Source organism: Nocardia sp. NPDC004718 (assembly GCF_053601535.1).
Window position 1 is genome coordinate 93,948 of the sequence record NZ_JBSGCA010000020.1, and the last position, 21,214, is coordinate 115,161.

20 protein-coding genes and 1 pseudogene are annotated in these 21,214 nt (G+C 68.4%); 14 read left to right on the forward strand and 7 right to left on the reverse strand.

From position 1 onward, the window contains the following. From ACWEH3_RS17485 to ACWEH3_RS17500, 4 genes are read right to left on the reverse strand one after another with little or no spacing between them, the layout of a single operon-like run. Positions 1-1,077: a class 1 fructose-bisphosphatase gene (locus ACWEH3_RS17485; RefSeq protein ID WP_450016983.1), complete on the reverse strand. Its 1,077-nt coding sequence runs from the start codon at positions 1,075-1,077 to the stop codon at positions 1-3. 24 nt (positions 1,078-1,101) lie between these two features. After that, complete coding sequence (locus tag ACWEH3_RS17490) at positions 1,102-2,106, reverse strand: AAA family ATPase (RefSeq protein ID WP_450016981.1); 1,005 nt, start codon at positions 2,104-2,106, stop codon at positions 1,102-1,104. Beyond that, positions 2,096-2,518 carry a ribulose bisphosphate carboxylase small subunit gene (locus tag ACWEH3_RS17495; RefSeq protein ID WP_450016979.1) on the reverse strand — a complete coding sequence of 141 codons (423 nt, stop codon included), beginning with the start codon at positions 2,516-2,518 and terminating at the stop codon, positions 2,096-2,098. The genes ACWEH3_RS17490 and ACWEH3_RS17495 overlap by 11 nt, the downstream gene beginning before the upstream one ends. Before the next feature lie 21 nt (positions 2,519-2,539). After that, complete coding sequence (locus ACWEH3_RS17500) at positions 2,540-4,186, reverse strand: form I ribulose bisphosphate carboxylase large subunit (protein WP_452358346.1); 1,647 nt, start codon at positions 4,184-4,186, stop codon at positions 2,540-2,542. Between ACWEH3_RS17500 and ACWEH3_RS17505 the strand changes: the two genes are divergently transcribed. Both ACWEH3_RS17505 and ACWEH3_RS17510 read left to right on the forward strand, forming a co-directional pair. Continuing rightward, the gene (locus ACWEH3_RS17505) at positions 4,157-5,002 is read left to right on the forward strand and encodes a LysR family transcriptional regulator (protein WP_452358347.1); all 846 of its coding nucleotides are present in this window, start codon (positions 4,157-4,159) and stop codon (positions 5,000-5,002) included. The two genes, ACWEH3_RS17500 and ACWEH3_RS17505, sit on opposite strands and share 30 nt — an antisense overlap. Positions 5,003-5,076: 74 nt before the next feature. Further along, positions 5,077-5,931 (forward strand): class I SAM-dependent methyltransferase, encoded by an 855-nt coding sequence (locus ACWEH3_RS17510; RefSeq protein ID WP_450016977.1) that lies wholly within the window; start codon positions 5,077-5,079, stop codon positions 5,929-5,931. 16 nt (positions 5,932-5,947) lie between these two features. Here the strand turns inward: ACWEH3_RS17510 and ACWEH3_RS17515 are convergent, their stop codons facing one another. From ACWEH3_RS17515 to ACWEH3_RS17525, 3 genes are read right to left on the reverse strand one after another with little or no spacing between them, the layout of a single operon-like run. Next, complete coding sequence (locus ACWEH3_RS17515) at positions 5,948-7,492, reverse strand: FHA domain-containing protein (RefSeq protein WP_450016975.1); 1,545 nt, start codon at positions 7,490-7,492, stop codon at positions 5,948-5,950. Further along, a complete protein-coding gene (locus ACWEH3_RS17520) occupies positions 7,489-7,932 on the reverse strand; it encodes a hypothetical protein (protein ID WP_450016973.1) in 444 nt (147 codons plus the stop codon). Before ACWEH3_RS17520 ends, ACWEH3_RS17515 begins: the two co-directional genes overlap by 4 nt. A 3-nt stretch (positions 7,933-7,935) precedes the next feature. Next, on the reverse strand, positions 7,936-9,477 hold the full coding sequence (locus tag ACWEH3_RS17525; protein ID WP_450016971.1) for a hypothetical protein: 1,542 nt from the start codon (positions 9,475-9,477) through the stop codon (positions 7,936-7,938). A gap of 141 nt (positions 9,478-9,618) precedes the next feature. On the opposite strand from ACWEH3_RS17525, the gene ACWEH3_RS17530 reads away from it, so the two are divergent. The 12 genes and pseudogenes from ACWEH3_RS17530 to nuoK all read left to right on the forward strand — a co-directional run bounded on the left by ACWEH3_RS17530 (position 9,619) and on the right by nuoK (position 21,214). After that, complete coding sequence (locus tag ACWEH3_RS17530; protein WP_450016969.1) at positions 9,619-10,038, forward strand: Rv3143 family two-component system response regulator; 420 nt, start codon at positions 9,619-9,621, stop codon at positions 10,036-10,038. Between the two features lie 466 nt (positions 10,039-10,504). After that, complete coding sequence (locus ACWEH3_RS17535; protein WP_067807371.1) at positions 10,505-10,885, forward strand: NADH-quinone oxidoreductase subunit A; 381 nt, start codon at positions 10,505-10,507, stop codon at positions 10,883-10,885. Between the two features lie 51 nt (positions 10,886-10,936). Continuing rightward, on the forward strand, positions 10,937-11,491 hold the full coding sequence (locus ACWEH3_RS17540) for a NuoB/complex I 20 kDa subunit family protein (RefSeq protein WP_040866749.1): 555 nt from the start codon (positions 10,937-10,939) through the stop codon (positions 11,489-11,491). Further along, positions 11,488-12,264 carry an NADH-quinone oxidoreductase subunit C gene (locus tag ACWEH3_RS17545; RefSeq protein ID WP_450016966.1) on the forward strand — a complete coding sequence of 259 codons (777 nt, stop codon included), beginning with the start codon at positions 11,488-11,490 and terminating at the stop codon, positions 12,262-12,264. The genes ACWEH3_RS17540 and ACWEH3_RS17545 overlap by 4 nt, the downstream gene beginning before the upstream one ends. After that, positions 12,264-13,589, forward strand: coding sequence for an NADH dehydrogenase (quinone) subunit D (gene nuoD / locus ACWEH3_RS17550; protein WP_356964352.1), 1,326 nt, complete (start codon positions 12,264-12,266; stop codon positions 13,587-13,589). The genes ACWEH3_RS17545 and nuoD overlap by 1 nt, the downstream gene beginning before the upstream one ends. Next, on the forward strand, positions 13,586-14,353 hold the full coding sequence (nuoE, locus tag ACWEH3_RS17555; RefSeq protein WP_450016963.1) for an NADH-quinone oxidoreductase subunit NuoE: 768 nt from the start codon (positions 13,586-13,588) through the stop codon (positions 14,351-14,353). Before nuoD ends, nuoE begins: the two co-directional genes overlap by 4 nt. Continuing rightward, positions 14,350-15,672, forward strand: coding sequence for an NADH-quinone oxidoreductase subunit NuoF (nuoF, locus tag ACWEH3_RS17560; protein ID WP_379254453.1), 1,323 nt, complete (start codon positions 14,350-14,352; stop codon positions 15,670-15,672). Before nuoE ends, nuoF begins: the two co-directional genes overlap by 4 nt. A 101-nt stretch (positions 15,673-15,773) precedes the next feature. Next, entirely contained in the window at positions 15,774-18,206 is a 2,433-nt protein-coding gene (locus tag ACWEH3_RS17565) for an NADH-quinone oxidoreductase subunit G (protein ID WP_450017145.1), read from the forward strand. Continuing rightward, positions 18,199-19,473 (forward strand): annotated as a pseudogene (gene nuoH / locus ACWEH3_RS17570) (NADH-quinone oxidoreductase subunit NuoH); the annotation flags it as partial. The gene ACWEH3_RS17565 and the pseudogene nuoH, both read left to right, overlap by 8 nt. Beyond that, on the forward strand, positions 19,468-20,091 hold the full coding sequence (gene nuoI / locus ACWEH3_RS17575; RefSeq protein ID WP_450017143.1) for an NADH-quinone oxidoreductase subunit NuoI: 624 nt from the start codon (positions 19,468-19,470) through the stop codon (positions 20,089-20,091). The pseudogene nuoH and the gene nuoI, both read left to right, overlap by 6 nt. After that, complete coding sequence (locus tag ACWEH3_RS17580) at positions 20,088-20,918, forward strand: NADH-quinone oxidoreductase subunit J (RefSeq protein WP_355074000.1); 831 nt, start codon at positions 20,088-20,090, stop codon at positions 20,916-20,918. Before nuoI ends, ACWEH3_RS17580 begins: the two co-directional genes overlap by 4 nt. Further along, the gene (gene nuoK, locus ACWEH3_RS17585) at positions 20,915-21,214 is read left to right on the forward strand and encodes an NADH-quinone oxidoreductase subunit NuoK (protein ID WP_040866745.1); all 300 of its coding nucleotides are present in this window, start codon (positions 20,915-20,917) and stop codon (positions 21,212-21,214) included. Before ACWEH3_RS17580 ends, nuoK begins: the two co-directional genes overlap by 4 nt.

Genomic DNA, 21,214 nt, shown 5'->3' on the forward strand with positions numbered 1-21,214 from the left:
TCAGCGCTGGGCCGGACGAAACAGCGACCGCCTGCCGAACAGCGAGCTGTCGAAGCTGGGGCCCTCGTCCGGTTCGCGGTGATACCGCTCGATGCGCTCGACTTCGTTGCGGGAGCCGAAGATCAGCGGCACCCGCTGATGGACGTCGCCGGGCGTCACTTCCAGCACTCGCTCGCTGCCGGTGGTCGCGGAGCCCCCGGCCTGTTCGACGATGAACGCGATCGGATTGGCGCCGTAGAGCAACGCCACCCTTCCCGGACGCGTGGGCGGGCGGGTGTCGCGGGGGTACAGGTACACCCCGCCCCGGGTCAGGATGTGAAAGGTGTCGGCGACCAGGGAGGCCACCCAGCGCATATTGAAATCGCGCTCGCGGGGACCGTCGACGCCGTCGAGGCACTCGTGCACGTAGCGGCGCACCGGTCGTTCCCAGAACCGCTCATTGGCCGCGTTGATCGCGAATCCGGAGGTGTCGTCGGGGATGCGCATCCGCGGATGGGTCAGCACGAACGCGCCGATCTCCCGGTCCAGGGTGAACCCGTCGACCCCGCTGCCGGTCGTCAGCACCAGCATGGTCGCGGGCCCGTACAGGGTGAACCCCGCGCACACCTGCTCGACGCCGGGCTGCAGGAAGTCGGCCGCCGCAGGGCCCGGGCCGTGCGCGGGCGCGCGCAGCACGCTGAAGATGGTGCCCACCGGCAGGTTGACGTCGATGTTCGACGAACCGTCCAGGGAATCGAAGGCCAGCAGGTACTTCCCGCGCCGATGGGTGGCGGGCACCGGATGGATCTCGCTGATCTGTTCGGACAGCAACGCCGAAAGGTGCCCGGTCCATTGGGTTTCGGCGACCATGATGTCGTTGGTGATCGCGTCCAGTTTGCGATGCACCGTCGGCGGCAGATTGTCCGGCTCGGACGCACCGATCGAGCCGACGATCGCGCCCCTGGTGACCTGATTGGCGACGATCTTCGTCGCGGTCGCGATCACGTTCACCAGGGCGGAGAACTCACCGGACGATCCGGGATGCCGATGCTCCTGTTCGATGGTGTAGCGGGTGAGGGTCTTCAGTCCTTCTGGCATAACGCCTCGATCTCGTCACCGGGGTCACACGGTCGGCTCGCCGGCGGGCTCGGGGTCGGTGAACACGCTGCTGCCGTAGACATCCCGGTCGGTCAGCGTGATCAAATCGGTCTTGGTCAGCGGTCTGCGCAGTTCCACGAGACGCTTGGCCTGCCGCAATCGGCAACGGTCGAGCGCGTTGCGGACGCTGCGCGCGTTGGAGAAGCGCGGGCGGGCCATCCGGTGCTCCAGGTACTCCCCGAAAGCGGTCCGCGCCGCCTCGTCGAAGTGGAAGTTCTCCGCCGCCACCATGAGCTCGGCGATTCCCAGCAGCTCCGCGTGCGTGTAGTCGGCGAACTCCAGGTGATGGGCCACCCGCGAGGACAGGCCCGGATTGGCGGAGAAGAAGCGGTCCATCCGGTCGGGGTAGCCCGCGAAGATCACCACCAGACTGGCGCGTTCGTTCTCCATCTCCTGCAACAGGATCTCGATCACCTCCTGCCCGTAGTCGCGTTCGTTCTCCGGCCGGAACAGGTAGTAGGCCTCGTCGATGAACAGCACCCCGCCCGCCGCCTTGGCCAGCGCCTCTTTGGTTTTCGGTGCGGTGTGCCCGATGAACTGACCCACGAGATCGTCGCGGGTGACCGTGTGCACCTTGGGTTTGCGGATGTAGCCCAGTGCGTGCAGCATCTGCGCCATCCGCAATGCCACCGTGGTCTTGCCCGTGCCGGGACCGCCGGTGAAGCTCATGTGCATGGTCGGCCGCGAGGAGGTCAGCCCGAAACGCTGGCGGGCACGGTCGATCAACAGCAGCGCCGCGATCTCGCGGACCCGCCGCTTCACCGGAGCCAGCCCGATCAACTCCGCGTCCAGCCTGCGCAACGTTTCCTCGACGTCGTGACCCGCGATGTCGCTCGACAAGTCCAGCACCGCGTCCTCGGCCAGGATTTCCGGCTCTTCCGGATCGGCGGACGCCGTCCGCACCGCGCCGGGGACATCGGTCCCCGGCCGGTGCAAACGGAATCCGGAGCCGTTGCGCTCAGCCGCCATACCGCTCTCCCGGCCGGACGGTCGTGGCATACGAATGCAGGCCGTATGTCTGCATCCGGTCGGGGCCCTCGGTGCGGGTGAGCACGAAACCCGGCTCGTCGGGCGGTCGTTGCACCAGGAAACTCAACGCCGTCGTCTGCCTGGTGTAGCGGGCGTCGTAGGCGAGCACCCGCACGTAGTGCCGGGGGAAAGTCGCCCGGCACGCGTCGATCTCGGCCAGCACGCCGTCGGGCTCGTCCAAGTCGAACAGCGGCAGCCCCCACATCTCCCAATAGGCATTACGTGGGTGCGGATCGTCGGTGTACTCGATGGACACCGGCCAGCTGTTGAGCAACGCGTAGCGCACTTGGGCGGCGATCTGTTCGTCGGTCAGCGGCGGCAGGTAGCAGAATGTTCCGTGCCTCAGATACATCGGCTCGTCCTTCCTGGATGGTCAGCGGCTGGCCGTCGGCACAGCGTCCGGCGCGTCGGTGGAGGTGTAGTCGAAGGTGACATCGCCCCAGGTCGCCAGCGCGACATCGAGCGGACGGCAGATCTCGGCCGCCTTCCTGAGCACATCGGGGCCTTCCTTCAACAGGTCGCGGCCTTCGTTGCGGGCCTGCACGACCGCCTCCAGCGCGACCCGGTTCGCCTCCGCGCCCGCGGCGATGCCGAGCGGATGCCCGATCGTGCCGCCGCCGAACTGCAGCACCACGTCGTCACCGAACAGGTCGAGCAGCTGATGCATCTGCCCGGCATGGATGCCGCCGGAAGCCACCGGCATCACACCGGGCAGGCTCGCCCAGTACTGGTCGAAGAAGATCCCGTTGGCCGGCTCGGTCCGGATGTGGTTCTCCCGCAACGTGTCGTAGAACCCCTTGGTCGTCGCCGGGTCGCCCTCCAGTTTCCCGACCACGGTGCCCGCGTGCAGATGGTCGACGCCGATCAGCCTGCACCACTTGGCCAGCACCCGGAAGCTGACGCCGTGCGTCTTCTGCCGGGTGTAGGTGGAATGCCCCGCGCGATGCAGATGCAGCAGCACCCCGTTGCGGCGCGCCCAATGCGACATCGACTGCATCGCGGTGAAGCCGACGGTGAGGTCCATCATGATGACGACGCTGCCGAGTTCCTTGGCGAACTCCGCGCGCTCGTACATCTGCTCCATTGACGCCGCGGTCACATTCAGGTAATGGCCTTTGATTTCGCCGGTCTCCGCCATCGCGCGGTTGACGCCTTCCATCGCGAACAGGTACCGGTCGCGCCAGCGCATGAACGGCTGCGAGTTGATGTTCTCGTCGTCCTTGGTGAAATCCAGGCCGCCTTTGCATGCCTCGTAGATGACGCGTCCATAATTGCGGGCGGATAGCCCGAGTTTCGGTTTCACCGTCGCGCCGAGCAGCGGCCTGCCGTATTTGTTGAGATATTCGCGTTCCATCACCGTGCCGTGCGGCGGCCCTTGGAACGTCTTCACGTACGCCACCGGAATGCGCATGTCCTCCAGCCGCAGCGCCAGCAGCGGCTTGAACCCGAACACGTTGCCGATGATCGAGGAGGTCAGGTTGGTGATCGATCCCTCCTCGAACAAGTCGAGATCGTACGCGATATAGGCGAAGTACTCCCCCGGCCGCCCGGGGACCTCGTCTATGCGGTAACACTTCGCCTGGTAGCGCGAGTGGGCGGTGAGCCGGTCGGTCCACACCACCGTCCAGGTCGCCGTGGAGGATTCACCCGCCACCGCGGCGGCCGCCTCGATCGGATCGACACCGCGCTGCGGAGTCACCCGGAACACGGCGAGCACGTCGGTATCCGACGGCTGGTAGTCGGGCGCGTAATACCCCATCGACGCATAGGATTGGACACCCGGATCCCAGCGGTCGCGTTCGGTTTCTTCGGCCATCGTTCCTCCTGCTGTGCCACTGCGGGACACCCGCACCCGGGCGAACGGGCGTGCCTTGGGATTTCCAGGATGACGGGCCGGATACCGACAAACAATTTGATTGTTTCTCGCGATACTCAACATATTCGTTGAGTTTGTTACCGTTCTCCGGTGGGTATGGTGAGCGCGGCTCGGATGGAAACCTTCCTGGCCGTCGCCCGCCACGGCAGCATCCGCCGCGCCGCGGCGCAGTTGCACATCACCGAGGCCGCCGTCTCCGCGGCCGTCGCGCACATCGAGAAACAGCTGGGGGCAAAGCTCATCGCGAAGTCCGGGCGCGGCATCGCGCTCACCGAGGCCGGGCGCGTCTACGCCGAGTACTGCCGCGGCATCCTCGGGTTGATGAAGGAGGCGCAGGCGGCCGTGCGCCGCGCCGAGACCGGGCGACTGCGGATCGGCGTGGTCGCCACCGCGGGCGAGTACGTCCTGCTGCGGCCGCTCGCGTCGTTCCGCCGCCGGTTCCCCGACATCGAACTGAGCCTGTCGGTGCATCCGCGCGACGCGCTGTTCCTCGAATTGCAGCACCACGAAACCGATCTCGTCATCGCAGGCCGACCGCCACGCGACACCGGGCTGGTGGTGCGCGCCCGGCGGCCCAGCCGCCTGGTCGTGGTCGGCCTGCCGGAACTCGATCCGCTGCGCACCACCTGGCTGCTGCGCGGGCGCGGCTCCGGCACCCGCGAGGCCACCCTCGCCTTGCTCGACCAACTCCGGATCGAACCGCCCGTGCTCACTCTCGGCTCCCACGGCGCCGTTCTCGCCGCCGCGCGAGAAGCACTGGGGGTGACGCTGATCCACAGCGATGCCATCTCCCAGGACCTGGAGAACGGCGCGCTGCGCGTCCTCCCGGTCGAGGGCACCCCGCTGGATCGTCCCTGGCATGCCATCACCACCCGCACACCGACCCCGACCACCCGCCTGTTCCTCGCCCATCTGCTCGACCCCGCGGAGGTCGGCTCCGACGCCTTCCACCCGCATTGAGGCCCGCGACCTGCGCGGACCGGCGCCACAGCCGCCGCGGAAACCGACTGGACGGATATGACAGACTCACTCGCATGACCCGAGGGGATGTTCCGTCCAACGTCTCGGACACCGCGCGCTGGGTCGCGGCCTACCGCGCACGCGAGACGACGCGCCCGGACGCGTTGTTCCGCGATCCGCTCGCCGACCGGCTGGCCGGCGAACGCGGCCACGCCATCGCCGACAACGCGCCTACGGTGATGCGCGACGGGTGGCCGATCGTCACGCGGACCAAGCTGATCGATGACCTCATAGCAACAGCGATCGGCGAGGGCTGCGACCGCGTCCTCAACCTCGCCGCCGGTCTGGACACCCGCCCCTATCGGCTCGACCTGCCCGACGAGTTGCTCTGGATCGAAGCCGACCTGCCCGAGATCGTCGCCGAGAAGGACAGCGCCCTCGCCGGCGAGACGCCGCACTGCGTGCTCATCCGCCGCGCGGTCGACCTCGCCGACCCCGAGGCGCGGGCGAAGTTCCTCGACGAGGCGCTCGGCGCGATCGGCCCGAACGCCACCGGCGCGTCCAAGGCACTGGTACTCACCGAGGGTCTGCTGATGTACCTCGACCCGCCGACGGTCACCGACCTCGCGACCGCACTGACCCGCCCCGAAATCGCCTGGTGGCTGCTGGACCTGAGTCTGGGCATGCGCAAGATGCGCTCCGGCGACACCTTCGCCAACGCGCCGATGCAGTTCGAACCCGCCAACGGCGTCCGCTTCTTCGAAGACCTCGGCTGGCAGCCGATCGAACTGGAAAGCCTGCTGCTGCACGCCCGCAAATTCCACCGCGCGCCTTGGTACCTACGTCCCTTCACCTATCTCCCCCAGCCCGATCCCCGCAAACCCATGCGCACCCCCTGGTCGGGCATCATCCGTTTCCGCCACACCTGAGCGACGCCGCCCGCGGCTACAGCTGGCCGTGCTGGGAGTCGAAGGTGAGCACCCGGCCGCCCAGTTGGATCTGGGCTCCGGGTGTGAGGGCGATCGGCTGGCCGGGGACCGCTCGGACCCAGTCCTGGCGTCCGGGATGACGGATGTGGGTGCCGTTGGTGGAACCGCCGTCCACGACCGTGACATCCCAGTCGACGAGGCGGATCTCCGCGTGCGCCCGCGACATTCCGCCCGAGCTGTCCTCCAGCCGCACCGGGCGCGCACCACGCGCGACCGCGTCCGAATGCTCCGGTTCGCGGCCGAGAACGCAGTCGCTGTCCAGGACGAACGACGTGCCGTCGTCCAGTAGCAGCACACCGAGCGGTGGGCGCACCCCCTCGCTGAGCACGCAGGTGAGCTGATCCATCCGGATCCCGCAGACCGCGCAGAACGACACCCGAGGATCGTTGTGATGATGCCGGGCGCATTGGAAACCCGGCACGATCACGCGATGTCCCAGCGCGTTCGAGCCGGTCGACCCGAGCGCGTCGGCGACGACTCCGGCCGAGGGAACCATCGTCTCGGCGAGATTCGCGTCGTTGGCGATCGCGTGATCCCGATCGGTGCGGTGCGCGGGACGCGCCGGGCTCTGGTCCGGCGCCGGTGGTAGGGGCTGCGCCGCCGGCGGCGTCACGCCTTCGCGTGGCGTGGCCCGCCGCGCCGCCGCTCGGAGATCGACTTCCGTCGCGGCATCGCCGGAGTCCTCGCCCTTCCGCAGGCTCGGCGCCCGCCGTGGTTGCGCTTCGGACGCCTCGGAACCCGCCTGCCCACCCGGGCGGTGTGGTTGCGGCATCGCCTGCGGTCCGGCGGTGCGACTCGGTTGCGGCATCTGATCCGGCATCGGCGGCCGATCCTCGACGCGATGCGGTTCGGCCGCCGGTCGTGGCGCGACGTGCGGCGGCTCCGGCCGGGGCTCGACGGGAGATGGCGGTGCGGATCCGGCGTGCGGTCGCCGCGGGGACTCGGCGTCACCGTGGTTGTCCGGCTCATCACCGATCGCGCCCGACCACAGCACCGCGCCGGACCCCGGCGCGGTGCCCGCATCCAGCGACAGAATTCCCCGCCCCGGTAGCGATTCCGCGTTCCAGCCCGCCTCGTCCACGAACAACCCGGCGCCGCTGCCGGGTGCGGGCGTCACCATGCGGTCGACAGTGAATCCGGCGTCCCGGCCGCGCAGCACCTCCGTGTGGCCCGGGCCGGCGAGCACCGCGGTGACCCCACCGTGCAGGAACACCGCGAGACCTTGGTCCACCGGCGTGATCACCCCGAATTCGACTTCGTCTTCCTCGCCGTTGGACAGGCCCATCAGCCAGGTCGTGGCCAGTCGCGCCACCGCGCGACCGCTGCGGCGCCGGTCGCGCGCGACGGCTTCGCGCACGATGTCCAGCAGCGCCGTCATCGTGCGGGCAGCGACTGTGTCCGCCGTGAGGAGCCCGTCGGCCCGGTGCGCGACGACCACGACTGCGCCATTCGCGCTCGCCACCAGGTGGGCGCCGGGCAACACCTCGATCTGCGCGCTCACAGGAACCGACCGCCTTGGAAGCGCCACCGATGGAAGACCACCCGCATCGGCCCGTTCACGATGAGCCAGAAGGCGATCCATGTGACGACGAACTGGATGAGGAAGGCAGCGAGCGACGGACGCAGATGCTCGGGCAGCACCACCGTGGTGTAGCGCACGAGCACCCAGATCAGCGCCCCCTCGTTGAGGATGGTGACCAGACCGAACAGGGTCGGCCAGTCCTTCTCCCAGCGGAACTGTTGGAGCAGGTGGTAGAGCAGTTCCCAGAGCACACCGACCAGAACGGTCGCCAGCAGCACCGACAACGTCACCCGGTACGCCTGACCGGTGCTCAACGCGCCGGTCGGCAGGAGCGGGGTGATGAGCAGCGCGACAGCGAAGCCGATCACGCTCAGTGCGAGCAGACGGGTCTGGATTCGCCCGTTCAAGGTAGGAAGCATCGCTCAGATCTTCTCGTTCGTAACCCACAGCCACCATTGGCGCGTCGAGCGCAGCGGCCCCATCCTGCGGCAGAACCCGACCGCGGCCAGGTCGTCGGCGATCTCCTGCGCGGCGATCTGCAAGCCGAGGAAGGTGTCCACCCCGGCGAACGGCCCGCCGAGCGTCGCGCTGCCGGAGGCGTATATCCGTCCCGTGCCGCTGCGGGTGCCGATCAGCTCGAAGGTCGTGTCCACGTCCAGCCGACCGAGCGGATTACGGCCCGCGCCGGTGTGGTCGAGCAGGTCTGCCAACAGTCGGTGCTCCCGGACGTCGGCTTCCAACCCCGTGCAGTCGATGATGTAGTCGACGGTCGTGTCGAACGGTTGCGTCGGCGGAGGAAAAGGCAAGGGTGCGCCGGAATCCGGAAGAATCGTGGCGACCACGCCTTGCCGTCCCGCGGCAGGACGCGGAGCGCGCATCGTGCCGGCCATCACCTGGTACCACCCCTCCCTGCGGCCACGGCGCAACTGTTCCTGCCAGTTGTCACGGATGGGGGTGTTGGTGCCGGAGATCTCCTTGTACGCGCGCGCCCGTTCCTCGCCTTGCAGTCGTCGCACCTTCTGCTTGAGCTGACCGCCCCACACCGACTTCGGATAGTTGAAACCCTGGTAGGCCCATCCGTCGCCGCCCTTGCGCCTGCTGAAGATGTTCTTGCCGTGCGAGCCGGCGATATACGTGCGGAACAGGTGCAGGATCCGGGTGTCGAGCCGGTACTTGTCCCGATCGTCGATGAGCCGTTGCAGGACGCGGCTGGCCACGATCCCGCTGCCACGGATCAGCACCGTGCCGGGCCGCCGCTGGAGCGCCTGGTAGACGTGCTCGTGTGGCTCGTAGGCATTGACCACACGGGTGGGGTCACGATGGGTCTCGCGATACTCCTGCAGATCCGGCAGCAGCTTCAGTCCCGGATAGCCTACGGCGACATGGACATACGTGCTGCGGAAAGCGACCCGCTTGGTCGGTGTCGAACCCGCGGGCGGGGTGAGGATGGTGAAGTATCCGCCGCCGTTGCGCTTGCGGACCATGCGCACGTGCCCGCGGTGCAACGAGCGGGCATAGCCGATGCGGTGGAATTCCCGCTCCATGGAGGCGAACGCCTGGCCCGCACGCGGGGTGTAGTAGTTGGCGAAGATCGGCTCGACGAAGACGTTCCACAGCGGCTTGATCGACTTGTCCGCGATCGCCTCCCGGACCGCGTAGGACGGAAAGCCCCAGATGTTGTCCGGCGTGGAGGCCGAGTCGCTGCGCAGGCGTTCGCCACGGGGGATCTGCGACACCCTGGTGAGGTACTCGTAGGAGGTCCACGGGTGCTCCTGCGGACCGAGCACCGCCATCGCTTCGGCGGGCACGCCGAAGATCCGGAGCGTGTCGTAGGTGACGAACGATCCGATCCCGCTGCCGATGGTCACGAACGGTACGTCGAACACCGGAATCCCGGCGCTGCCGAGCATTTCATCGGTCCATACGTCGGTGTCGACGAGGGCCTGCGTGATATCTCCCCGCATTGGCCGGACTTTACCGGCAGTTTCTTATCAACTGCTTGCCATCGGCTTTCGCCGGACGACCGCACTGGTGACGCGCCGCGCACGACGCGCGCGAACCATCTGCGCCGAACCTGCCACGCGGTACGCCCTCGCGGACGTACCATGCCGTTCGTGGCCGATTCCCCTCGTTCCACCCCACTGCGGGTCCTCGTGTACAGCAACGACGCCGACACCAGGCGCCAGGTGATCCAGGCCTTGGGCAAGCGTCCGAGCACGGAGCTACCGGAATTCGAGTACCTGGAGGTCGCCACCGCTCCCGTGGTGATCGCGCAGCTGGACGCCGGTGGCATCGACTTGGCCGTGCTCGACGGCGAGGCCGCCCCCGTCGGCGGGCTCGGCATCGCGAAGCAGTTGAAGGACGAAGTCGATCCGTGCCCGCCGCTGCTGGTGCTCACCGGCAGGGCGGACGACGCATGGCTTGCCAGCTGGTCGCGCGCGGAGGCGGCGGTGGCGCATCCCATTGATCCGCTCCGGCTCACCGAGGCCGTCGTGGCTCTGCTGCGCAGCCGCTCTGCGGCCTGATCCCGCCAGCGATTCATAGCGATCTTGAATTAATTCACCCGGGTGCGCCACCGCGCTCAGACTGCCGGTAAGCGACCCCAGGGCGCACCACCTGCCGGTGCCGTTGTTCGCAGGACCGTTTGTCGCCTTTCCGACTGCGAACCCGCTCGGGACCACATTTGACGTCGCGGTACCCGACATCTCAACGGTTCCAACTGACCGTTCACCCAACGGCGCGGACCCCTTGCGCGGATTACCACCGTTTCGGTCATAAATGCTTGTACTGAATTCGATCAAACGCCGTCGCCAAACGCGGTGTGGGCCGCCGGTTCAGTTGTAGGCTGTGCTCTACCTCACACGGAGACGGATCCGGTCATTACCGTCCCCGGGTGGAGCCGAGGGGCGAGTCTGGCCGAGGCGGACAACGACGTCAGCCCGCCTCGGACGCTGTTGTCAGCTGCCGCTCGCAAGGAGGGGAAGTGTAGTCGTGAACATCGAGGTGCCGACGCTTGTACTCGGCGCGATCGCGGCGGCGTTCGCGCTGTTCTCCATCGTCCTGTCCGCCCTGGTCGGCCCGAAACGACGAAACCGGGCAAAGCTGGAACCCTACGAATGCGGTATCGAACCCACACCGCATGCCGTGGCAGGCGGACCGGGAAACGTTACCGGACAACGCTTTCCGGTGAAGTACTACCTCACCGCCATGTTGTTCATCATCTTCGACATCGAGATCGTGTTCCTCTACCCGTGGGCAGTCCACTTCGATGCGCTCGGTCTCTTCGGTCTGGCCGCGATGGCGTTGTTCATCGTCAACGTCTCGGTGGCCTACGCCTACGAATGGCGACGGGGTGGGCTCAGCTGGGACTGACCACCGCGCAGCCGAATTCGTAGCCGACGAGTGGAAGCGAGTCAGTAGAACATGGGTCTCGAGGAAAAACTGCCCAGCGGCTTCCTGCTGAGCACGGTCGAGGATTTCGCCGGATACCTGCGCAAGGGCTCCCTGTGGCCGGCCACCTTCGGGCTCGCCTGCTGCGCCATCGAGATGATGGCCACCGGCGGGGGCCGTTTCGACATCGCCCGCTTCGGTATGGAGGCCTTCCGCGCCTCGCCGCGGCAGGCTGATCTGATGATCGTCGCGGGCCGGGTGAGTCAGAAGATGGCTCCGGTGCTGCGCCAGGTCTACGACCAGATGACCGAACCCAAATGGGTGCTGGCGATGGGCGTCTGCGCCTCCTCCGGCGGAATGTTCAACAACTACGCCATCGTGCAGGGCGTCGATCACGTCGTGCCGGTGGACATCTACCTGCCCGGCTGCCCGCCCCGGCCGGAGATGCTGCTGAACGCGATCCTGGCACTGCACGCCAAGATTCAACAGATGCCGCTCGGCGTCAACCGCGAGGAGGCCATTCGCGCCGCCGAACAGGCCGCGCTCGCCTCGACGCCGACCATCCGGATGGAGGGTCTGCTGCGATGACCTTCGACACCCCTGACGACACCGAAACCCCGCCCGCGCACGACGCGATCGATGCCGCCGCCACCGCGGGCCCCGAAGGCACACTGCCGGAAGAGGATTCCAGGCCGGCGGAGGCCGACGTGATCGGCGTGCGCCGCGGCATGTTCGGCGTCACCGGCACCGGCGACACTTCCGGCTACGGCCGCCTGGTCCGCCCCGTCACCCTGCCCGGCGGCACGTCCGCCCCCTACGGCGGGTACTTCGACGAGTTGGTCGCCGCGCTCCACGCCGCGCTCGCCGCCACCGGCGTCCGCTCGGACGCGGCGCTCGAGAAGGTGATCGTCTTCCGTGGCGAACTCACTGTGCACGTGCGCCGGGAGCATCTGCCCACGGTGGCCGGCGCGTTGCGCGACGATCCCGCACTGCGATTCGAGCTCTGTCTCGGCGTCGACGGCGTGCACTACCCGGAGGACTCCGGCCGTGAACTGCACGCCGTCTACCACCTCATGTCGATCACGCACAACCGCCGTCTACGGGTGGAGGTCTCCGCACCGGACGCGGACCCGCACATCCCCTCGCTCTACGAGGTGTATCCGACCACCGACTGGCATGAGCGCGAGACCTACGACTTCTTCGGCATCCGGTTCGACGGGCACCCCTCGCTGACCCGGATCACCATGCCGGACGACTGGCGCGGTCACCCCCAGCGCAAGGACTACCCGCTCGGCGGGATCCCGGTCGAATACAAGGGCGCGCGCATCCCGCCGCCCGACGAGCGGAGGGCATACAGCTGATGAGCGACACCGACACCGAACCCGAGGTCACCGCGCCCGAGCCCGCCACGGTCACCGTCGCAGGCCAGGACTGGGACCAGGTGGCCGAGACGCTGTCCGGCGCGGGCGAAGAACGCATCGTCGTCAACATGGGTCCGCAGCATCCGTCCACCCATGGTGTGCTGCGCCTGATCCTCGAGATCGAAGGCGAGACGGTTACCGAAGCCCGCTGCGGAATCGGCTACCTGCACACCGGGATCGAGAAGAACCTCGAATTCCGCAACTGGACCCAGGGCGTCACGTTCGTCACCCGGATGGACTACCTGTCGCCGTTCTTCAACGAGACGGCGTACTGCCTGGGCGTGGAGAAACTGCTCGACATCACCGAGCAGATCCCCGAGCGCGCCACGATCGTCCGCGTGCTGCTGATGGAGCTCAACCGCATCTCCTCACACCTGGTCGCCCTGGCCACCGGCGGCATGGAGCTCGGGGCGTTGACGCCGATGCTGTTCGGCTTCCGCGAACGCGAGCTGATCCTCGACGTGTTCGAGACGATCACCGGCCTGCGGATGAATCACGCGTTCATCCGCCCCGGCGGCCTGGCTCAGGACCTCCCCGACAACGGCGTCACCAAGGTGCGCGAACTGCTCGCGCTGCTGCCCGAACGGCTGCGCGATATGGAGCGCCTGCTCACCGCCAACCCGATCTGGAAGGCCCGCACCCAGAACATCGGCTATCTCGACCTGCAGGGCTGCATGGCCCTCGGCATCACCGGCCCGGTGCTCCGCGCCACCGGCCTGCCGCACGACCTGCGCAAAGCCCAGCCCTACTGCGGCTACGAGAATTACGAATTCGACGTTCCCATCACCACCGGATGCGACTGCTACGGCCGCTACGTCATCCGGGTGGAAGAGATGAAGGAATCGTTGAAGATCGTCGAGCAGTGCCTGGACCGGTTGCGGCCCGGCCCGGTCATGATCGACGACAAGAAGATCGCCTGGCCCGCCGACCTGCAACTCGGCGCCGACGGACTCGGCAACTCCCCCGAGCACATCGGCAAGATCATGGGCACGTCCATGGAGGGCCTGATCCACCATTTCAAGCTGGTCACCGAAGGCATCCGCGTTCCGGCCGGCCAGGTGTACGCGGCCGTCGAGTCACCGCGCGGCGAGCTGGGCGTGCACATGGTCAGCGACGGCGGCACCCGGCCCTACCGCGTGCACTATCGCGACCCCTCGTTCACCAATCTGCAAGCGGTCGCGGCGATGTGCGAGGGCGGCATGGTCGCCGACGTCATCGCCTCGGTCGCCAGCATCGACCCCGTCATGGGCGGAGTGGACCGATGAACCCGGCAACAGACGGCGATACCCCGAACGGCGGCTACGGGACCGGTGGGACGCGGGTCCTGCTGAAGCTCAGCGCCCGGCCCGAGCCGTACCAGCCCTTCGTGCGCGAACGGCTCCAAACCGACGCCAAGGAGATCATCGCGCGCTATCCGCATCCGCGCTCGGCGCTACTGCCCCTGCTGCACCTGGTGCAGTCCGAGGAGGGTTGCGTCACCGGCACCGGAATCGAGTTCTGCGCCGAGCAATTGGGCTTGACCGGCGCCGAAGTCACCGCGGTCGCCACCTTCTACTCGATGTTCCGGCGCACACCGACCGGCGACTACCACGTCGGCGTCTGCACCAATACGCTCTGCGCGGTCATGGGCGGCGACGCCATCCTCGCCGCACTCGAGCGCCACCTCGGCATCGGGCACGGCGAGACCACCGCGGACGGATCGATCACGCTGGAGCACGTCGAGTGCAACGCGGCCTGCGACTTCGCGCCGGTCGTCATGGTCAACTGGGAGTTCTTCGACAACCAGACCCCCGAGTCCGCACGGGCGCTGGTGGACGCGCTGCGAGCCGGACAGCAGGTCACCCCGACCAGGGGCGCGCCGCTGTGCACGTTCAAGCAGACCGCCCGCATCCTCGCCGGTTTCCCCGACGAGCGCCCCGGCGTGCTCGACGGCGCGGCCGGTGACGCGACACTCGCGGGTCTGCGAGTGGCCCGCGAACAGGGCATGCGCGCCCCCGCGCCGGAAGAGGACGCGGAGGGCAGGCGATGACGCTCACCCCGGTGCTCAGCACCTACTGGGACGATCCGCAGTCCTGGACGATGGACACCTACCTGCGCCACGACGGCTACCAGGCGCTGCGCACCGCCCTGCGGATGGACCCGGATCAGATCATCCAGACCGTCAAGGACGCGGGCCTGCGCGGGCGCGGCGGCGCGGGCTTCCCCACCGGCATGAAATGGAGTTTCATCCCGCAGGGGCCCGGTCCCGACGGCGTCACCAAACCGCACTACTTGGTGGTGAACGCCGACGAATCGGAACCCGGCACCTGCAAAGACATTCCGCTCATGCTGGCCGCCCCGCACGCGCTGATCGAAGGCGTCGTCATCGCCGCCTACGCCATCCGCGCGGCGCACGCGTTCATCTACGTGCGCGGCGAGGTGGTTCCAGTGCTGCGGCGGCTGCAGGCCGCGGTGGCCCAAGCCTACGAGGCGGGCTTCCTCGGTCACGACATCCTCGGCTCCGGCTACGACCTCGAGCTGATCGTGCACGCGGGCGCGGGCGCCTACATCTGCGGTGAGGAGACCGCACTGCTGGACTCGCTGGAAGGCCGCCGCGGCCAGCCTCGCCTGCGCCCGCCGTTCCCCGCCGTCGCGGGTCTGTACGCCTGCCCGACCGTGGTGAACAACGTCGAGTCCATCGCCAGCGTGCCGCCCATCATCCGCAACGGCATCGCGTGGTTCCGCTCCATGGGCAGCGAGCGCTCGCCCGGCTTCACGCTCTATTCGCTCTCGGGTCACGTCACCCGGCCCGGGCAGTACGAGGCGCCGCTGGGCGTGACGCTGCGCGAACTACTCGGCTACGCCGGTGGCGTGCGCGCCGGGCATCGGGTGAAGTTCTGGACTCCGGGCGGTTCGTCCACGCCGCTGTTCACCGAGGAACACCTCGACGTGCCGCTCGACTACGAAGGCGTCGCGGGTGCGGGATCCATGCTCGGCACCAAAGCCTTGCAGATCTTCGACGACACCACCTGCGTGGTGCGCGCCGTGCTGCGCTGGACGGAGTTCTACGCCCACGAGTCCTGCGGCAAGTGCACCCCGTGCCGGGAGGGCACGTACTGGCTGGTGCAGCTGCTGCACCGTATCGAGGCGGGCACCGGCGTCGCATCCGACCTGGACAAGCTGCTCGATATCAGCGACACCATCAACGGCAAGTCGTTCTGCGCCCTCGGCGACGGCGCGGCCAGCCCGATCATCTCCTCGCTGAAGTACTTCCGCGAGGAGTACGTCGAACACCTGCGGCTCGGCCGCTGCCCGTTCGACCCGGCGCGCAGCACGGCATGGGCCGAGTCAGGAGAAGAGGTCCGATGAAACCGGTATCGCGGAGCGATTCGATCAGAGGTGGCGGCCGGGCGGCGAACGGGCCTGCCGCCGTGCGCGACCACAACGGCGGGCCCGCGCCCGCCGATCTGGTGACCGTGACCATCGACGACACCCCCGTCAGCGTGCCCCCCGGCACACTGCTGATCCGGGCCGCCGAGCTCATCGGCATCCAGATCCCCCGCTTCTGCGACCATCCGCTGCTCGACCCGGTCGGCGCCTGCCGTCAATGCCTGGTCGAAGTCGAAGGGCAGCGCAAGCCGGTCGCCTCCTGCACCATGGCCGTCGCCGACGGCATGGTGGTGCGCACCCAGCTCACCTCCCCCGCCGCCGACAAGGCGCAGGAGGGCGTGATGGAGCTGCTGCTGATCAACCATCCGCTCGACTGTCCGGTGTGCGACAAGGGCGGCGAGTGCCCGCTGCAGAACCAGGCGATGTCCACCGGCCGCGCCGAAAGCCGGTTCGACGGCCGCAAACGCACCTACCCCAAACCGATTCCGCTGTCCACGGCCGTGCTGCTGGACCGGGAACGCTGCGTACTCTGCGCCCGCTGCACCCGTTTCTCCCAGCAGATCGCGGGCGACCCGTTCATCGAGCTGATGGATCGCGGCGCGCTACAACAGGTCGGCACCGCGCAGGCCGAACCGCTGGACTCTTATTTCTCCGGCAACACCGTGCAGATCTGCCCCGTCGGCGCGCTCACCGGCACCGCCTACCGATTCCGCGCGCGCCCGTTCGACCTGGTGTCCAGCCCGAACGTCTGCGAGCACTGCGCCTCCGGCTGCGCCCAGCGCACCGACCACCGGCGCGGCAAGGTGTTGCGCCGGCTGGCCGGAGACGACCCGCAGGTCAACGAGGAATGGAACTGCGACAAGGGCCGGTGGGCTTTCGCCTACGCCACCGGACCCGACCGGCTCACCACCCCCCTGGTGCGCGGCTGGGACGGCGAACTCGCCCCCGCCTCGTGGTCGCAGGCGCTGGCCGCGGCCGCGGAGGGGCTGGCCGCGTCCTTCGGCAACGCCGGCGTGCTGGTCGGCGGCCGGGTCACCGAGGAGGACGCCTACGCCTACGCGAAGTTCGCGCGAGTCGCCCTCGGCACCAACGACATCGACTTCCGCTCCCGCGCGCATTCCGCCGAGGAGGCCGATTTCCTCGCCGCCCGCGTCGCGGGCCGGGACGGCGCGGTCACCTACGACAGCATGGAAGCCGCGCCGGTCGTCCTGCTCGTCGGATTCGAACCCGAGGAAGAGTCGCCGATCGTCTACCTGCGGCTGCGCAAGGCGGCCCGCAAGCGCGGCCTGCCGATCTACTCGCTCGCGCCGTACTCCTCGCGCGGGCTCGAGCGCATGTCCGGACGGCTGATGCGCGCCGTGCCGGGCGCCGAACCGCATCTGCTCGACGCCATCCGCACCGGCGAGATCACTACGCCCGGCGCGGATCCCGCCCAGCTGGCCGATCTGGCCCGGCTGCTGCGCGAACCCGGTGCGTTGATCATGGTCGGCGAGCGGATGGCGGGCGTCGCGGGCGCGCTGTCGGCCGCGGTGCGCCTCGCCGACGAAACCGCGGCCGCCCTCGCCTGGGTGCCGCGCCGGGCAGGCGAACGTGGCGCGGTCGAAGCGGGCGCCATGCCCGGCCTGCTTCCCGGCGGCAGGCCGGTCGCCGATCCCCGTGCCCGCCAACAGGTCCGGGCTGTCTGGAACGTACCGGAGCTGCCCGTCGGCGCGGGCCGCGACACCACGGCGATCCTGGAGGCCGCCTCCGGCCTCGGCGCGCTGGTCATCGGCGGGGTCGATGTCGCCGACCTGCCCGACCCGGCCGCAGCGCTGGCCGCGATCGACGCGGCCAGGTTCGTGGTGAGTCTGGAACTGCGCCGCGGCCCGGTCACCGAACGCGCCGACGTGGTCTTCCCGGTGGCCGCGGCCATGGAGAAATCCGGCACCTTCCGCACCTGGGAGGGCAGGCCGCGCCCGTTCGCCGCCGCGCTCGGAGACGACATGGTGCGCCGCCAGACCGCGCCGCTGTCGGACCAGCGCGTGCTGCACGCCATCGCCGAGGAGATGTCGGTGCGCCTCGGCCTGCCCGACATCGAATCCGCCCGTGCCGAACTCGCCGAACTCGGCGCGTGGGACGGCGCACCCGTCACCGCCCCCGCGCACGGGCCGAACCCGTTGCCGCGGCTCGAGCCAGGAACGGCGGTGCTCGCCAGCTGGCGCATGCTGCTGGACGAAGGCCGGATGCAGGACGGCGAACCGAATCTGGCCGGCATCGCCCGGCCCCCGGTGGTGCGCCTGTCGGCGGCCACCGCCGCCGAGATCGGCGTACAACCCGACGACCCGGTCACGGTCGCCACCAGCCGCGGCACGGTCACCCTCCCCCTGATGATCAGCGACCTGCCCGACCGCGTGGTCTGGCTGCCGCAGCACTCGCCCGGCTGCTCCATCGCCGAGCAACTCGCCGTGCAGCCCGGCGCGATCGTGCATCTGCGGCACGCCGACGAGAGGATGAAGGAGCACCGTCATGAGTGATCTCGCCGCGCTCGCCTTGGCCTCCACGGTTACCCACGCCGCCTCCGATCCCTACGCGCCCGCCGGCTTCGGGCACGACCCTTTGTGGCTGGTGATCGTCAAGGCGCTGGCCGTCTTCGTCTATCTGATGCTGATTCCGCTGATCGCCGTGCTCGCGGAACGAAAGATCGTGGCACGCATGCAAATGCGGATCGGCCCCAACCGGACCGGGCCGTTCGGCTCGTTGCAGAGCATCGCCGACGGCGTGAAGATGGCCCTCAAGGAGGACATCGTCCCGGCGATCGTGGACAAGCCGATCTACATCCTGGCGCCCGTGATCTCGGTGGTGCCCGCGTTCATGGCGTTCGCGGTGATCCCCTTCGGGCCCGAAGTGTCGTTCTTCGGTGTCATCACGCCGCTGCAGCTCACCGATCTGCCGGTGGCGGTGCTGTACATCCTCGCGATCACCTCCATCGGCGTCTACGGCATCGTGCTGGCCGGATGGTCGTCGGGCTCGACCTATCCGCTGCTGGGTGGGTTGCGCTCGACCGCGCAGGTCATCTCCTACGAGATCGCGATGGCGCTGTGCTTCGCGACGGTGTTCCTGCTCGCGGGCACCATGTCCACCTCCGGCATCGTATCCGCGCAGGAAGGCACCTGGTATGTGTTCCTGCTGCTGCCGTCGTTCCTGATCTACTGCGTCTCGATGGTCGGCGAGACCAACCGGGCGCCGTTCGACCTGCCGGAGGCCGAGGGCGAGCTGGTCGGCGGCTTCCACACCGAGTACTCCTCGCTCAAGTTCGCCATGTTCATGCTGGCCGAGTACGTCAACATGGGGACGGTGTCCGCGCTGGCCACCACCTTGTTCCTGGGTGGCTGGCACGCGCCGTGGCCGCTGAACATGTGGGACGGCGCCAATTCCGGTTGGTGGCCGGTGCTGTGGTTCACCGCGAAGGTCTGGACGTTCCTGTTCGTGTTCATCTGGCTGCGCGGCACACTGCCCCGGCTGCGCTACGACCAGTTCATGAATCTCGGTTGGAAACTGCTGATCCCGACCTCGCTGGCTTGGGTCATGGTGGTGGCCACCGCACGGGTGTTGCAGGCAGAGGGCTATCGGGTGCAAACCCCCATCCTGGTGATCGGCGGCTTGGTGGTCACCGGGCTGCTGGTGCTGCAATTCCTGCGGGCAGGCCGGGCGCAGGCGGCGCCGCCACCGGTCGAGCAACCCGTGATCGCGGATTCCCCCGAGTCGACGGTCTTCCTCGGCTTCCCGGTTCCGCCGCTGCCCGCCGACGCGCACACACGCGACGCCACCCGCACCAAAGCCGGGCTGTTCGATCCACTGGCCGGGTTCGCGGTTACCGCGGGCACCATGTTCAAGAAGCCGAACACCGAGTTCTATCCCGAGCAGAAGACGCCGACCGCGCCGCGCTACCACGGCAGGCACCAGCTCAACCGGCATCCCGACGGCTTGGAGAAGTGCATCGGGTGTGAGCTGTGCGCATGGGCCTGCCCCGCCGACGCGATCTACGTCGAGGGCGCCGACAACACCGAGACCGAACGGTTCTCGCCCGGTGAGCGATACGGCCGGGTCTATCAGATCAACTACCTGCGCTGCATCGGCTGCGGCCTGTGCATCGAAGCCTGCCCCACCCGGGCGCTGACGATGACCAACGACTACGAGATGACCGATGACAACCGGGCCGACCTGATCTACGAGAAGGACCGATTGCTCGCCCCGTTGCAGCCCGGAATGACCGCACCGCCGCACGCCATGCACCCCGGCGCCGACGAGGCCGACTACTACCTCGGCCGGGTGCCCGGCGCGCCTGCCACCAGCGGTGCCACGGCGACCGACGCGCTCCGCAAACCCGCCACCGCCGGCGCGGAAGGAGTGACACGATGACCGAATTGATCCTGGCCGCGGAGCCACTGACCCGCGCATCCACCGGCGAGACCGTCCAATTCTGGATCCTCGCCCCTATCGCCGTGCTCGGCGCGCTCGGCATGGTGTTCGCCCCCAAGGCCGTGCACTCCGCACTGTGCCTGGCCGCGACGATGATCGCGCTGGCCGCGTTCTACATCGCCCAGGACGCACTGTTCCTCGGCATCGTGCAGATCGTGGTCTACACCGGCGCGGTCATGATGCTGTTCCTGTTCGTGCTGATGCTCGTCGGCGTCGACTCCGCCGAATCGCTGAAGGAGACCATCCGCGGCCAGCGGCTCGCCGCCGCCGCGGTCGGCATCGGCTTCGGGCTGCTGCTCAGCGGCGGCATCGCCCACGGCGTACGCGAATCCGGAACAACCTTCCCCGCCAACGGTTTCCCCGGCCGCAACGTGATCGCCGAATTGGCCGAACTGATCTTCCTGCGCTACGTGTGGGCCTTCGAACTCACCGGCGCCCTGCTGATCACCGCCACCATCGGCGCCATGGTGCTCGCGCACCGCGAGCACTTCGGCCCCCGCACCGATCAGCGTGAACTGTCGCGCCGCCGCTTCCGCGAGAAGGGCCACCGCGCCACACCACTGCCCACCCCCGGCGTCTACGCCAGGCACAACGCGGTGGACATCCCAGCGCGGCTGCCCGACGGGTCGTTCGAGGAACTGTCGGTCAGCACCATCCTGCGGCACCGCCGCACCAGGGCGCTCACCGAAGCGGCCGTCATCTCGGTCGGCACCACGCCCGCGGCGGACGCGGCCGACACACCCAGCGACGAGGAAGGCAACCGGTGAATCCCGAGAACTACCTGTTCCTGTCCGCCCTGCTGTTCACGATCGGCGCGGCCGGAGTGCTGCTGCGGCGCAACGCCATCGTCGTGTTCATGTGCATCGAGCTGATGCTCAACGCGGTGAACCTCGCGTTCGTCACCTTCGCCCGGATGCACGCCGATCTCGACGGACAGGTGTTCGCGTTCTTCACGATGGTGGTCGCCGCGGCCGAGGTGGTCGTCGGCCTGGCCATCATCATGACCATCTTCCGCACCCGCCGCTCGACCTCGGTCGACGACGCCAACCTGCTGAAGTTCTGA

Coding starts and splice junctions, on each gene's coding strand:
- ACWEH3_RS17485 (WP_450016983.1), bottom strand. CDS start 1,077: ATGCCAGAAGGACTGAAGACCCTCACCCGCTACACCATCGAACAGGAG.
- ACWEH3_RS17490 (WP_450016981.1), bottom strand. CDS start 2,106: ATGGCGGCTGAGCGCAACGGCTCCGGATTCCGTTTGCACCGGCCGGGG.
- ACWEH3_RS17495 (WP_450016979.1), bottom strand. CDS start 2,518: ATGTATCTGAGGCACGGAACATTCTGCTACCTGCCGCCGCTGACCGAC.
- ACWEH3_RS17505 (WP_452358347.1), top strand. CDS start 4,157: ATGGAAACCTTCCTGGCCGTCGCCCGCCACGGCAGCATCCGCCGCGCC.
- ACWEH3_RS17510 (WP_450016977.1), top strand. CDS start 5,077: ATGACCCGAGGGGATGTTCCGTCCAACGTCTCGGACACCGCGCGCTGG.
- ACWEH3_RS17520 (WP_450016973.1), bottom strand. CDS start 7,932: ATGCTTCCTACCTTGAACGGGCGAATCCAGACCCGTCTGCTCGCACTG.
- ACWEH3_RS17525 (WP_450016971.1), bottom strand. CDS start 9,477: ATGCGGGGAGATATCACGCAGGCCCTCGTCGACACCGACGTATGGACC.
- ACWEH3_RS17530 (WP_450016969.1), top strand. CDS start 9,619: ATGCCGTTCGTGGCCGATTCCCCTCGTTCCACCCCACTGCGGGTCCTC.
- ACWEH3_RS17540 (WP_040866749.1), top strand. CDS start 10,937: ATGGGTCTCGAGGAAAAACTGCCCAGCGGCTTCCTGCTGAGCACGGTC.
- ACWEH3_RS17545 (WP_450016966.1), top strand. CDS start 11,488: ATGACCTTCGACACCCCTGACGACACCGAAACCCCGCCCGCGCACGAC.
- nuoD (WP_356964352.1), top strand. CDS start 12,264: ATGAGCGACACCGACACCGAACCCGAGGTCACCGCGCCCGAGCCCGCC.
- nuoE (WP_450016963.1), top strand. CDS start 13,586: ATGAACCCGGCAACAGACGGCGATACCCCGAACGGCGGCTACGGGACC.
- nuoF (WP_379254453.1), top strand. CDS start 14,350: ATGACGCTCACCCCGGTGCTCAGCACCTACTGGGACGATCCGCAGTCC.
- ACWEH3_RS17580 (WP_355074000.1), top strand. CDS start 20,088: ATGACCGAATTGATCCTGGCCGCGGAGCCACTGACCCGCGCATCCACC.